This window comes from Lysinibacillus sp. NPDC097868 (assembly GCF_044761135.1).
GTDB lineage: Bacteria > Bacillota > Bacilli > Bacillales_A > Planococcaceae > Lysinibacillus.
On the sequence record NZ_JBIWBS010000001.1, the window covers coordinates 1,091,792 to 1,105,637 of the forward strand.

Annotated in this window: 14 protein-coding genes; 13 read left to right on the forward strand and 1 reads right to left on the reverse strand. The window is 38.3% G+C overall.

What is annotated here, in order from left to right:
• Nucleotides 1-78 precede the first annotated feature (78 nt).
• The 12 genes from ACIQXJ_RS05210 to ACIQXJ_RS05265 all read left to right on the forward strand — a co-directional run bounded on the left by ACIQXJ_RS05210 (nt 79) and on the right by ACIQXJ_RS05265 (nt 11,309).
• Complete coding sequence (locus ACIQXJ_RS05210) at nt 79-639, forward strand: nitroreductase family protein (protein WP_401010156.1); 561 nt, start codon at nt 79-81, stop codon at nt 637-639.
• A gap of 14 nt (nt 640-653) precedes the next feature.
• Entirely contained in the window at nt 654-1,190 is a 537-nt protein-coding gene (locus ACIQXJ_RS05215; protein WP_403050429.1) for a cob(I)yrinic acid a,c-diamide adenosyltransferase, read from the forward strand.
• Between the two features lie 108 nt (nt 1,191-1,298).
• Entirely contained in the window at nt 1,299-2,798 is a 1,500-nt protein-coding gene (locus tag ACIQXJ_RS05220; RefSeq protein ID WP_403050432.1) for a cobyric acid synthase, read from the forward strand.
• Nucleotides 2,795-3,631 (forward strand): class I SAM-dependent methyltransferase, encoded by an 837-nt coding sequence (locus tag ACIQXJ_RS05225; protein WP_403050435.1) that lies wholly within the window; start codon nt 2,795-2,797, stop codon nt 3,629-3,631. Before ACIQXJ_RS05220 ends, ACIQXJ_RS05225 begins: the two co-directional genes overlap by 4 nt.
• 96 nt (nt 3,632-3,727) lie before the next feature.
• Complete coding sequence (gene rnz / locus ACIQXJ_RS05230) at nt 3,728-4,660, forward strand: ribonuclease Z (protein ID WP_403050438.1); 933 nt, start codon at nt 3,728-3,730, stop codon at nt 4,658-4,660.
• A 327-nt stretch (nt 4,661-4,987) separates the two neighbouring features.
• Nucleotides 4,988-6,982 carry a methyl-accepting chemotaxis protein gene (locus tag ACIQXJ_RS05235; RefSeq protein ID WP_403050441.1) on the forward strand — a complete coding sequence of 665 codons (1,995 nt, stop codon included), beginning with the start codon at nt 4,988-4,990 and terminating at the stop codon, nt 6,980-6,982.
• Between the two features lie 91 nt (nt 6,983-7,073).
• Complete coding sequence (locus tag ACIQXJ_RS05240; protein WP_403050444.1) at nt 7,074-7,304, forward strand: acyl-phosphate glycerol 3-phosphate acyltransferase; 231 nt, start codon at nt 7,074-7,076, stop codon at nt 7,302-7,304.
• Between the two features lie 189 nt (nt 7,305-7,493).
• On the forward strand, nt 7,494-8,117 hold the full coding sequence (cdaS, locus tag ACIQXJ_RS05245; protein ID WP_403050447.1) for a sporulation-specific diadenylate cyclase CdaS: 624 nt from the start codon (nt 7,494-7,496) through the stop codon (nt 8,115-8,117).
• 106 nt (nt 8,118-8,223) lie between these two features.
• Nucleotides 8,224-8,661, forward strand: coding sequence for a MarR family winged helix-turn-helix transcriptional regulator (locus tag ACIQXJ_RS05250; RefSeq protein WP_403050450.1), 438 nt, complete (start codon nt 8,224-8,226; stop codon nt 8,659-8,661).
• 58 nt (nt 8,662-8,719) lie between these two features.
• Nucleotides 8,720-9,661 (forward strand): ring-cleaving dioxygenase, encoded by a 942-nt coding sequence (locus tag ACIQXJ_RS05255; RefSeq protein ID WP_403050453.1) that lies wholly within the window; start codon nt 8,720-8,722, stop codon nt 9,659-9,661.
• A gap of 13 nt (nt 9,662-9,674) precedes the next feature.
• On the forward strand, nt 9,675-10,730 hold the full coding sequence (locus tag ACIQXJ_RS05260; RefSeq protein ID WP_403050456.1) for an LLM class flavin-dependent oxidoreductase: 1,056 nt from the start codon (nt 9,675-9,677) through the stop codon (nt 10,728-10,730).
• Nucleotides 10,731-10,742: 12 nt separating this feature from the next.
• Nucleotides 10,743-11,309, forward strand: a complete 567-nt coding sequence (locus ACIQXJ_RS05265) for an NADPH-dependent FMN reductase (protein ID WP_403050459.1) — start codon at nt 10,743-10,745, stop codon at nt 11,307-11,309.
• A 499-nt stretch (nt 11,310-11,808) separates the two neighbouring features.
• Here the strand turns inward: ACIQXJ_RS05265 and ACIQXJ_RS05270 are convergent, their stop codons facing one another.
• Nucleotides 11,809-12,834: a DUF2332 domain-containing protein gene (locus ACIQXJ_RS05270; RefSeq protein ID WP_403050462.1), complete on the reverse strand. Its 1,026-nt coding sequence runs from the start codon at nt 12,832-12,834 to the stop codon at nt 11,809-11,811.
• 124 nt (nt 12,835-12,958) lie between these two features.
• Here ACIQXJ_RS05270 and ACIQXJ_RS05275 point away from each other — a divergent pair, with 124 nt between their 5' ends.
• Nucleotides 12,959-13,840, forward strand: a complete 882-nt coding sequence (locus ACIQXJ_RS05275) for a LysR family transcriptional regulator (protein ID WP_403050465.1) — start codon at nt 12,959-12,961, stop codon at nt 13,838-13,840.
• The last annotated feature ends 6 nt before the right edge of the window (nt 13,841-13,846 follow it).

A 13,846-nucleotide genomic window follows, 5' to 3' on the forward strand; every position in this document is an offset into this window, starting at 1 on the left:
TGGCACCTTGCTATTCTCTTATATAAATAGATAGATGGGCAAATGACAAAAGAGATGTACTTAAAGGAGGATAACTTCATGACAGTAATTGAAGCATTAAAAAATCGTCGCGCAATTCGCAACTATACAACCCAGCCTATTGAAAAGGAAAAAATAGAGCAAATTTTGCAAGCCGCAACGTATGCACCAAACGATCGGATGCGTGAGCCTTGGCATTTTTATGTAATCCAAGGTGATGCGATGAAACGTTATGAAGCAATGGCTAGTACATATTTGCAAGAACGTTTTCCAACGAAGCCAAATTTAGTTGAAAGTTCATTAAAGGTTGTTCAAACAACACCTGTTGCAATTGTTGTGACAGCGGATATTGTGGAAGATGATGAAGATGCAACTGAAGATAATATTTTTGCTGTATGCAGTGCGATTATGTCCATGTGGCTAGCTGCAGATGAGCTAGGGCTTGGATTTGTATGGCGTACGCGAGGCGTTGGACTTGTCCATGATGCACGCATGCATACATTTATCGGTGCAAGTGAAAATCAAAAGGTTGTCGGTACTATTTTCATTGGTTACCCAGAAGAGCAAGAGCTTAAAGACAAAAAACGAACTTCATTTGAAGAGAAAACAACTTGGCTTTAAGGAGGCAGGGAAAAATGGCTAGAAAAGGCTTGTTTTTAGTATACACAGGTGATGGCAAAGGGAAAACGACTGCTTCCCTTGGCGTGACATTGCGTGCAGTAGGACGTGGTTTAAATGTGCGTTATATGCAGTTTATAAAATCACCCGAGCGAACGTACGGTGAAAAAATTGCCCTATCGAAACTTGGGGTAGAAATGGAGCAAATGGGCATAGGGTTTACATGGACAAAAACACCAGAGGAGCATCGTGTTGCATTAGCAAAAGCTTGGCAAAAAACAAAGGAAGCCTTACAAGATGACAGCATTGATTTACTCGTTTTAGATGAGCTTAACAATGCATTGGCAATTACAAAATTCCCAATCGATGACGTTCTCCCATTGGCTGAAGTGCTCGAAGCCATTGCGCAACGTCCTTCTACAATGCATCTTGTCGTAACAGGACGTAGTGCCAATCCAGCCCTTGTTGCCATGGCAGATTTAGTTTCAACAATTGATGCAACGAAACATTATTACGAAGAGGGAATTCCTGCTGTCAAAGGACTTGAATTCTAAATCCATCTGTCCAATTTTCGATTTTACATTCAATGGGGGGATATTCAGGAATGATTTAAAGTCACTGAATATAAGCTACCCTCCTAACTATCAGGGAGGGAAATCAGAATGTCAGCAAAGTCAATTATGATTCAAGGAACAGCCTCTGACGTTGGTAAAAGCATGATATGTACGGCATTATGTCGCATTTTTTCAGACGATGGACTAAAAGTGGTACCTTTTAAGTCGCAAAATATGGCGCTTAATTCATTCGTAACCGAGGATGGCGGGGAAATTGGCCGTGCGCAAGGGGTACAGGCTGAAGCAGCCCGTGTTGTAGCGACAACAGATATGAATCCGATTTTATTAAAGCCAAAGCAGGATATGGTATCTGAGGTTATTGTACATGGCAAGCATTTTTTAAATATGGATGCTAAGAGCTATCGCAATCAATTTGTACAACAAGCAATGCCGATTGTTGAGAAGTCTGTACGTACTTTACAAAATACATATGATGTTATTGTGCTTGAGGGTGCGGGAAGCCCGGCTGAAATTAATTTAAAGGATCGCGATATCGCCAATATGCGCATGGCACATTTAGCAGATGCTGCAGTTGTGTTAGTAGCAGATATTGACCGAGGTGGTGTGTTTGCATCCATTATTGGGACGCTAGCTTTGCTTGATGATACAGAGCGTGCACGTGTAAAGGGACTCATTATTAATAAATTCCGCGGTATGCGCGAGCTTTTAGACGATGGAATTGAATGGGTAGAGCGTGAGACAGGCATCCCTGTTTTAGGCGTTGTGCCATATGTAGATGTGAATATTGAAGCGGAAGATTCATTAGCGCTGTCTGCACTGCGATTTAAAAAACCAAAGCCTGGTGAGTTTTCTGTTGATGTGGCGATGGTTCGTTTACCTCGCATTTCGAATTTCACAGATATCGATCCATTTTTTGATGAGCCAGAGGTCGGTGTACGTTTAATCGGCAATGTGGCAGAGCTTGGCACACCGGATTTGCTCATACTACCGGGCACTAAAAGCACAATGGATGATTTAGCATGGCTTAAGGCACAAGGCTTTGCTCAGGCGATTTCAAACTTACGTGCACATGGCACTAAAATCATTGGCATATGTGGCGGTTTTCAAATGCTCGGTGAAGTGTTACTCGATCCAGATGCAGTTGAAGGAAATGGCGACTCGGCACAGGGTCTCGGCTTATTACCGATGGAAACCGTATTTGTAGGAGATAAAAAAACCGTACAAATGTCCGGGACGCGCGGAAATGATACATTGACAGGCTATGAAATTCATCTTGGTCGTACAAAAATTTTACGAGATGAAGTATCACCATTTTTACATTTAACAGATGGTCGTGTAGATGGAGCAGTAAGTACTGACGAACAAGTAATTGGTACATACTTCCATGGTTTATTCCATAATCGTAACTTTACACGTCAGCTTGTCAATGATATTCGCATATCAAAAGGGCTGGCAACATTGCCGACAGATGTTAAAAGCGATGCTGAGCGTAGGGAAGATGCCTACAATATGCTGGCATCCCATGTGCGTGCTAATTTAAATATGGAAAAAATATATGAGATGCTAAAAATTGAGGTACATGGATGACAAGAAAAGGACCGTTAGCTATTAACTATGAAGCATTATGGCAAGAAGGAATGAAGGATTGGCAAGGTCAAATGCCAGAGCGCATGGTCAATGATCAATTAGAGGAACAGTTTTGGTCTAAATCGATAGCGCGCAAAAAAATTGGCCAAACCGATCCTTATGCAGCTCGTATTTTTCAAGAAATAAAAAAACATATACAACCACATCATTCTGTAGTTGAAATTGGTCCAGGATGGGGTAATTATACGTTTCCGTTTGCGGACTATGTGCGTGAACTAACGTGTGTAGATAGCTCTGACAGCATGCTCTCTTATTTACAACATTGTTTGCAAGAAAAGAGCAATGTATCTTATGTCCATGCGAAGTGGGAGAAACTTGATGAAAATGAGTTAAAAGCACATGATATTGTAATTGGCGTCAATTGTTTTTATCGTATGTACGAAATTAAAGCTGCCCTTGCTCACATGAATCGGCTTGCTAAAAAACGTGCGATTATCGGCATGACAACAGGTCCGATTCAGCCACATTACGAAGTATTACATGAAAAATACGGTTATGATATAAAATATCCACGAAGAGATTATATTGAATTTTTGAATTTACTTTATGAAATGGATATCTATGCAGCGTGTGACATTATTCCATTAAAGCGAACATATGAATATGAATCGTATGATCAGCTTGTAACAACACAAAGCAAAAAAATATTGAGTGCTGATTATAATCGATCACATGTTGAGGAATCGCTTGCACCGTATATTGAGGAAAAGAATGGTCGTTATTACTATCGTCATGACTTCCATGCAGCACTCATCTCATGGGAACCAAAATAATGAAAAAACCTTTGGAGATTGCTTTCACCAAAGGTTTTTCTTCTGTTTAGCAATAAGGTACAATAGAACGACAGAAAAAGAATCGAGGTGGCAGTTGTGCAACTACATTTTTTAGGAACAGGCGCAGGCATGCCTTCAAAAGAACGCAATACGAGCGCATTAATGGTAAAGCTATTGGATGAAAACGGTGAAATGTGGCTATTTGATTGTGGAGAGGCGACACAACACCAAATTTTGCATACATCATTAAAGCCACGTAAAGTGTCGAAAATATTTATCACGCATTTACATGGCGATCATATTTTTGGTTTACCAGGATTTTTGAGCTCGCGTTCATTTCAAGGTGGCGATGAGCCGCTGACAATTTTTGGTCCAGCAGGTTTACAGCAATGGGTAGAGCAAACCTTTGCACTATCAAAAACACATTTAACGTATCCATTACAATTTGTAGAAGTATGCGAAGGGATTATTTACGAAGATGATAAGTTTACAGTGCATGCTAGTGAATTACGTCATGTTGTCCCATGTTTTGGCTACCGTATAGAGCAAAAGGATTTACCTGGCGAGTTACTGATGGAGAAAGTACAAACTTTCGGCGTACCCAAAGGACCATTACTTGGCCAGTTAAAACGAGGACAAGATATTGAACTTGAAAATGGCACTGTCGTTAAAGCAGCAGATGTAGTTGCTCCTCCCAAAAAAGGCTTTACACTTGCTATTTTAGGTGACACAAAATATTGTGAAGAAGCCATTGCGTTGGCTGAAAAAGCCGATGTCGTAGTCCATGAGGCAACATTTGATGGTAGTACAACCGACTTAGCTGCTAGCTATGGTCACTCAACAAATGTGGAAGCAGCAATGGTAGCAAGGAGAGCTGGAGCAAAGTATTTACTCCTAAATCATTTAAGTGCACGTTTTTTACCACATGATTTACCTGTATTTTTAGCAGAGGCACAAGCAATCTTTCCGCAAACGAGCCTCACAGCCGACCAATCGGTATATGATTGGGGTAACGATAAATTATTCTAGTATAAAATTATGTTGTATAAAGCCAATAAAAAAACACCTTTTTTATGACTGTTCATTAAAAAGGTGCTTTTTTCTTTGGCTTATAATGCTGTAAAAAGAACTATGTAAGAAAAATATTTCATAAAAATATACTTTTTAATCAATGAAACTAGATAAAATAATGTATTAATAGTAATTTACTGTTAATTTTCAACGTGGAGTTTTTTTTATTACAATTTAATGACATTTTAATGGTATGTGAAAATTTATTATCCTAAATCAATTAAATATAAAGGGATGATATTGTATTATTGAATGGAAAAAAAACTATTTTCGGGGGGATAGTCAATGGGAAAATCAATGAAGTGGAAAATGATGCTGGAAATTATGGTGATTGTAGTATTAATCATTAGTGCATTTTCTTTTTATATTTTTCAGGCGACATATAAAACCGTCAAGAATAATGGTGATGCACTTGCAAGCTCAATAGTAATGGGCATGGAAGGGGCTATTCAATCAAGGGCAAAAGCAGAAGAAATTATGGAAAAGGAAATGATTGCTGAATCTGTCATGGCTTCATATATTATTGACAAAGGTGCAACATATGCGGATTTAAAAGCAATCGCTGAAAGAGGTGGGATAGATGAAATTTGGAGTACCGATGAAAAGGGAAACACGACCGTCACATCGGTGGCCCCATCAATAAATTTTAATTTTGGCTCAGATCCACACGGACAAGCGGCTGAATATATGCAATTATTAGATGGACGGGCTACAGAAATTGTTCAGAAAGCACAAATTCGTGATGTGGATAGTGAGTTTTATAAATTTGTAGGTGTTAGTAGTTGGAATCCTGCTACGCCACAAATTGTTCAAGTAGCAAGACATGGTCAACAGCTATTAGATTTAGAAAAAAGTATCGGCAGTGACTATTACATAAGTGAACTAAACAAATATTTATCTAATACGGTGTTATATGCAGCCGTTGTAAATGGACAAGGAGAATCCATTGTTGCGACAACAGAAAAAAATTTAGCAGAAATAGGTTTTTCAAAAGAACTATTTACTTCAGGAAAAAATATTGAAATCTCTGGGCACTATGACGGAAAGCGCGTAACACAATATGTAAAGCCGTTATCAAATGGCACTTCTTTAGCTATAATCGTGTCAAATGACGTGCTATCTAATATACTGATGGGAACTATTATTGCATCAATTATAGTGGTATGTGTCATTTTTCTTATAACAGGAGTCACGATTACTAGACAAGTTTCTCGTATTTTACATGTACGTAATTCCTTAGAAGAAATTAGTAAAGGTGAGGCAGATTTAACGAAACGTATAGATGTTAAGGCAAAAGATGAGATTGGGCAATTGGTCAGTTCTTTTAATGGAATGATGGATAATTTTCAGCAAATTATGTGTGATTTACAACAAGATGCTACTCAATTAAAGGCTGCAACAAATGTTATTCATGGAAATGCGCACAATACATTAGAATCTGCGCAAAATATTCAAGAAGAATCTCATCAAGTTGCAAAAGCATCGTTTGCACAGTTGAAAAATACGGAAGATAGTGCACAATCTATGGAAGAGTTAGCTCGTAGTATTCAATCTATTTCAGAATCCATAAATGAAATTTCAACGATTTCTCGGAACACAGAGGAAAATGCCAATAGTGGTCTGCACATTATGAAGAGTCTACAAAATCAATTAGTTGAAGTTCATAAAAAAACGAATCATTCCGTTGCAAGTATGCAAGAATTAGAAAAACTATCAGTGATGATTGGTGAGTTTACAAGTGTTATTACCGACATTTCAGAGCAAACGAATTTGCTTGCACTTAACGCATCTTTAGAGGCAGCACGGGCAGGTGAAGCAGGTAAAGGCTTTGCGGTTGTTGCAGAGGAAGTACGTAAATTAGCTGAAGAATCAAAAGTTGCGGCTGTGCGAATATCACACCTCGTCTCAACTGTCGAAGGTGAAACAACGAAAATTGTTTCTGCGATTAATTCCACAGCAGAAGTTTTAAATATAGGTCGTTCAATTGCAAGTAAAGCAGGGCAATCCTTTGAAGGTATTCAAAATGATGTGCAAATTTTAGCTGAGCAAATAGATTTAGTGTCAAGTTCGTCAGAAGAAATTGCAGCCAGTACAGAAGAAGTGACTGCTACAATGGAGGATGTTTCATTATTAGCAAAGCAGACATCAACAAATGTAGACGCTGTTGCACAAAAAGCAAAAAATCAAGCAACAAGTATGCATGAAATGACGTCCATTGTTGATTTGCTAAATGGGACAGCAAAAAAGCTACAGCAAACTGCTGGCAAGTATAAAGTATAGTCACTAATCTGTTAAAACCTAGGGTATTTGTAGAAATATAGTGCGCTTAGTAGATGATTTCCGTATAATTAAGTAAAAGGGGAGTGGTTGTATGGAGCAACAAAAGATGCCACCAGCTGTTTTACGTTTACTCGTTATCTTTCCAAACGTGTTAAGCTATTTACTATTAGGCGGACTTATTATTTATGTTACTTCAAATTATGAATTGTTAAAGTCAACAGAAAGCTTGAAGGTATGGCTAATTTTCATTGCGGTCCTTGCACCAGCAGCAGCCTTTACAACCTTTAGTATTGTAAAAAAAATTCGCGCTGGTCATATGTAACAGACATCATAGCGTACAAAGGAACACGTTACATCTTTTAGAAGATGCAACGTGTTTTTTAATAGAAAAAAAGTAAAACTTAGTACGGAAAATTGTTGAATTGCATGGAAAGAGAATAAAAAAATTTCATATAGGAAAACTAAAAATACAAAGTGTAAATCGTTATTATAAAGAACTGAGGTGCCGTTCATGGATCAACCAAATTGTGATTCCGCTCCATTAAAACAAACAATTAAAGAAGAACTTAGTCAAGTTATTTTGTCTTTACAGCAAAGTTTAACAGCAATGGATTCTTTAGAAGATTGTCTACTTGCAGATTTGGAAAAAATAAAAGAAAAATTTTTAACGATTGAAATGCAAGCAGCTACATTTTATTTAAATTGCTATTTGTCGCCCTTTACTGAAAAATACCCAGAGCTGTCCATTTGCGTTCAAAATATGTCGAAAAGACGCCATGGTGGGCTAATTGTATTTGAAAGAGAGAATTCCATTGAACATCTCATAAAGCCAGGTATTCATATTGGCGCAGAATTAACACACTCCCTGTTAGAATCGATTTTTTACCCAGGCAATCCACTCCATGATGGAGCTGTTTTGGTTAAGAGTAATCGAATAATCTCAGCGGCAAATGTTCTACCTCTGTCAGACATCTATACAGGTGATAAAAAACTTGGAACGAGACATCGAGCTGCGATAGGCTTAAGTGAGCTCAGTGATGCATTAATTATGGTTATATCAGAAGAAACAGGGAGAATTTCTTTTGCTTTTAATGGAAGCTTACATCCCATTACTTCACAGGGCATTATAGAGTGAAAAATAGACTCTATATATAATATCTCAAATTCGAGATATTTTCCTTGCAACTTCATCACTTGCGTGGTAAAGTGATGATACAGTTCGAGGAAGGGAGGGCAAAGTGATGGAAAAACATACACTAGGCTCACTAACATGGCTGCGAATGATGCGCTTTACCAATCAAAGTAATCAGCTATCGAATGAATTTTTAAAGCGTTTTAATTTAACAACTGCACAGTTTGATGTTCTCATTCAAATTAAAACATACGAACCGTTAACGCAATCACAGCTAGCAGAAAAAGTGACAGTAACGCAAGGTGGTATGTCTCGGATGCTTGCACGTCTTGAAAAAGAAGGTCTAATTGAGCGCAAACAAAACTGGAAAACAAAAACAATCTCACTAACCGTAAAAGGGGACCATTTGATAGATACAGCGACGCCAAGTCAGCTTCACTTTCAATCCTCGTTTTTTGAAGAAGTGCTATCAGAAGAAGAAATGAAATTATTATATACACTTATGTCAAAACTAGAAAAACATAGCCGAGAAAAAAAATTACCTTAGGCGTGATTTTTTTTACACCATCACTTGCTTAGTCAAGTGAAATTCAGGAGGACTCAAAATGAACAAATTAAGCGGACATCATCATATTTCCATGTTAACGAAAAATGGTAAACGTAATAACGAATTTTACACGAAAATCCTTGGTTTACGTCGGGTGAAAAAAACAGTCAACCAAGATTCACCGTCCATGTACCATTTATTTTATGGTGATCGTACAGGTGCAGCTGGAACAGAATTAACATTTTTTGAAATGCCTGTAGCTGGACGAACAGTACGTGGAACGAATGCTATTACACGCATAGGATTATTAGTTCCAAGTTATGACAGTCTATTATTTTGGAAAAAGCGTTTTGAACTTTTACAAGTAGAACATAGTGACATCACAACATATGCGGGCAAAGATGCACTATTTTTTGAGGACCATGAAGGCTTGCGTATGGTGCTGATAAATCATGATGGACAGTCGACGCCAGCTGGGTGGCAAGCGTGGGATGAAACCGAAATCGCACCAGAGCATCTTATTTTAGGTATGGGCACGGTTGAAATTACTGTCCGATATTTACAGCGTACAGTGAATTTATTACAAGAACTTTTTGCCTATACAATTGTCACTGAAGATGACAAAGAAGTTCGACTTCAATCGATTGCTGGAGAAACATTTGGTGAAATCATCGTAAAGGAATTAGAGGGACCGAGTGAAAAGCCGGGGCGAGGCAGTATTCATCACCTTGCTTTGCGTGTTGCAACAGTGGAAGAACTTCAAAAATGGGATGAATTGATTAAAGCGCGTGGTTTAGACAGCTCAGGCGTTGTGGATCGCTACTACTTCCAAAGCCTCTATTTTAGAGATCGTAACGGCATTCTCTTTGAGATGGCGACAGATGGACCTGGATTTACAGTAGATTCCGCTATAGAGGATTTGGGAAATGATCTTGATCTGCCACCATTTTTAGAAGCAAAACGCGCAGAAATTGAAGCTATTTTAGAACCACTTGATTAAAGGAGAGAGCACAATGGAAAAATATCGTATTGATCAATCAGCAGGCTTAGAATTTGGACTATATTCATTGGGAGATCATATTCCAAATCCATTAACAGGTGAGCGGATATCTGCCCAGCAACGTATACAGGAGCTCATAGAAATGAGCCAATTAGCGGAGCAAGCAGGCATAGATGTATTTGGCGTAGGAGAAAGTCATCAATCGTATTTTACAACACAGGCTCATACAGTCGTTTTAGGCGCCATTGCACAAGCTACGAAAAAAATTAAAATAACAAGTTCTGCCACTGTTTTAAGTGTTTCAGATCCAGTAAGAGTATATGAGGATTTTGCGACTATTGATTTAATTTCTGATGGGCGTGCTGAAATTGTAGCCGGTCGAGGTTCACGAGTGGGAGCATATCATTTACTTGGCGTTAATTTACAAGATTACGAAGAAATTTTTGAGGAAAAATTAGAGCTGTTAAAAAAAATTAATGAAGAACAGCTTGTGACATGGGAAGGGCAGTATAGAGCACCACTTCACAATGCACAAATTTTGCCACAGCCTAAAAATGTTTCGCTGCCAATTTGGCGCGCTGTTGGTGGGCCGCCTGCAAGTGCCATAAAAGCAGGGTATATGGGCATTCCGATGATGTTAACAACATTAGGTGGTCCAGCCATAAACTTTAAACCTTCAGTCGATGCATATCGTGAGGCTGCTGAAAGAAGTGGTTTTGATGCAGAGCAGTTACCAATTGCCACAACAAGTTTATTTTATGTGGCAGATACATCAAAAGAAGCTTTGCAAAATATGTATCCTCATCTAAATGGGGGCTTCCAAGCAATTCGTGGTGGCGGTTATCCAAAACAACAATTTGCCCAAGCAGTTGATACACGTGATGCTTTAATGGTCGGAAGTAAAGAACAAATTATTGAAAAGTTACTGTATCAATATGAACTTTATGGCATGCAACGTTTTATGGCACAAATTGATTTTGGTGGGGTGCCTTTCGATAAATTGATGAAGAATATCGAAATTATTGGCAATGACATCTTACCAGCAATTAAAAAATATACAGCGAAATAAGGAGCGAGCAGCATGAAAATCGTCGCACTAGCAGGTTCAATCGTCGGCTCTAAAACAAAAATAGCCATTCATAAAATTGTGGATATCCTACATGCAAAATACCCAGAGCATGAGGTAACAGTACTTGACCTAGCTCAGTACAATCTTGCATTTAGTGATGGCCGTCATTACGTAGATTACGAGGGTGATACGAAGTATGTGGCAGAAACAATCATGGCGGCTGATGCATTAGTGATTGGGACACCAACATTTCAAGCTTCGATTCCGGCAACATTAAAAAATATTTTCGATTTACTTCCTGTTAATGCTTTTCGTGATAAAACGGTCAGCGTAATAGTAACAGCGGGGTCATCTAAACATTACTTAATGGTAGAGCAACAATTAAAGCCAATTCTTGCTTATATGAAAGCTCATATTGTACCGACCTACGTTTTTATAGAAGAAAAGGATTTCTTACGCAAAGAAATTGTTAATGACGATGTTCTTTTCCGCTTAGAGCGTTTAGCAGAAGATACAGTTATGGTAGCAGATGCCTTCGCTGAAATCCTTGCTAAAAAAGATGCGGAGTATGATTTTTAGCGCAAACAAGTAAAAAGCTGCTAATTTAAGATGATAATAGGAAACACTGCATAGTATGTATGCAGTGTTTCTTTTATAAATAAGGAAGGGTAATGCCGATGATTTCCGCTGCGGCCGGCGCTTTCCGCGGGCACAGTGTAAGCCGCAACCCTCGCTAACGTGCGGATTGTTGCGTCTTACATGCTGTGTTGTTCCCGCAGGAGTCGCCGCCCTCCACTCCAATCAACTAGTATCGTGTTCTAATTGTTTGAGTGCCTGGCACTTTTTCATGGACACCTCGCATAATATAACGCCACCTAATATCGTCAAAATCCACTACGCTTTCAACAGGCATACACACAAGCTGCAATCCTCGCAGTCGCGTGTTTGTTGCGTCGTACATTGCCAGGAGTCTTCGTGGATTTTTCCTCCGTGAGTCAAGATATGACTATCCTGGTAAATTATTTAAGTGCCATGCACCCTCCGCTGCCCTAGCGGAAATCAACGGCAGTAGTCCACCCTATTCATTCACCCACTTAAACCATCTTGCATGACCGTCTGGTTGATCGATTGTCCGAATGGATTTTATTTCTCCTTCATGCAGAAAATCCTGATGTAACTTCAAATCAAATAAATTATTATAACAATGATATAGTGGCCTCTCCAAACTAATGTCTTTTAGACGGTCGATTAATGCATGCCGTAATGTAAGAGGAATCTGATTGGCAACATGCGTATGATAAACTACTAACATCGACTGTGGATCGATTTGGCTACTAATATCTTTTAAACCTTCGATTGCATCCCCTCTAACGAGTGCTATTTTGACTTGTTGTAAAATCGGAATGGCTGTATTTAAAAGTGTACGTCGTTCATGGTGTTCAGGCCAAATTAACGCTTGAAGCCATGCAACATCCTGTTCATTCGTAACATCCATTGGATTTAAATCAATACCAATCCGCTGTGACACTATCAACGGTTGGCTAAGAGAAGGGGGAAGAGCATCCCCTATATTTTCCGATGTTAAAACGAGTTTAGTAGCGGAATTGTAAACTGACAACGTTTGGTTATAGCAGTAATTATATTGATCCATTGCAAGTTGTAGTCCTGCACTTGTTCCAATTTCAATAAAAGCTAATGGCATCCTATGGTTTTGATAAATTTCAGTCATCATCGGGTAAAGATAAGCACAACGTCGAATTTCGTTTGTTTGTACGAGTCTTTCTTGAAGAATTGTCTTTACTTCATGTGCATGGAACAAAACAAACTTTTTGAAAAACGGATAAACACTGTCTAGCGGCTTCGGTGTAGTTGTGAGCGAAGGATAAAAATCCGCTAAGTCGTCATCCATATATGTCAATAGCAAATAGTGTACAGCAGCAAACAATAAATTAGGTACAGGCTGTCCGTTAGCACCATCCTTTGCAATCAGCAATAATTCTTCATCATCAGCAATTTGATAGGCTAAATGTTCATAAAGTGGGCTTGAGTTTTTACATTCATTTTTTGCAAACGTGCGGAACTGCTTGCTTATCATAGCTAACATTCTGATTCTCCCCTTTGTTTTAAAATGAACTATCTAGCCTTGAGTTTATTATTGTTATACAATTTAGTAAATTAAATATATTTAATGAATTTAATTAAAAATTTTAATTGGAGTAGGGGAAGGTATGGATTATAAATGGTTAAAGTCTTTTGTTGTAGCAGCGAAGTCGTGTAATTTTCGAATGGCTGCTGAAGAATTACATGTATCGCAACCAAGTATTACCGTACATATTCATCAATTAGAGCAGTTTCTGAATGTCTCGTTATTTAAACGGGAGAAAAATCGCGTGCAGTTAACGGAGGCAGGGGAGTTATTTTTAACAGAAGCGTTGCAAATCATGCAACAGTGGGAAAAAAGTATTGAGCGCTTTCAGTTAGTGACGAAGGGAATTCAAGAAAAAATTATTATTGCAATGACACCGTTAATGGTGGAAACAATTTTACCCCATGTTATTTACCAGTTTATAAATGAACATCCGACAATTGAAATTTCAATTCTAGTGGAGGAATCCTCCAAAATAGAAGAATTAATTCATCATGGCAAGGCACATATCGGTATTTCATTATTGCCAACACGCTATCGACATTGGTGTCAAGAACTGCTAGTAGAAAGTCCATTAGAATTGGTCATTCCGTTAGATGCATTTGATGACGAAACAGGCGCTTATATTGATTATGAAGAATTGTTTCAAACATATACTTTATTTACCCATCATCATCCAACCATTTGGGAAGATTTATTACATCAAATCCATAATAAATACGTCTATACGAAACATGTGTCAATATCACAATCTTATGTTGTCAAACGATTAATCAAAGACGGCTTAGGTATGTCATTTTTACCTCGAATGATTGTTAGAAGAGAGCGAATGGAAGGGCGCTTTAATATTGTACCTTTTACAGAGTTTGCATTACCTAGCGTCCCCGTCTACCTTTTTTACAAAGATTCCGTTCAAGTTCCGCAAGAATTATTGCTATTATTCCAAACAAGGGACTATTTATAGAAAGGA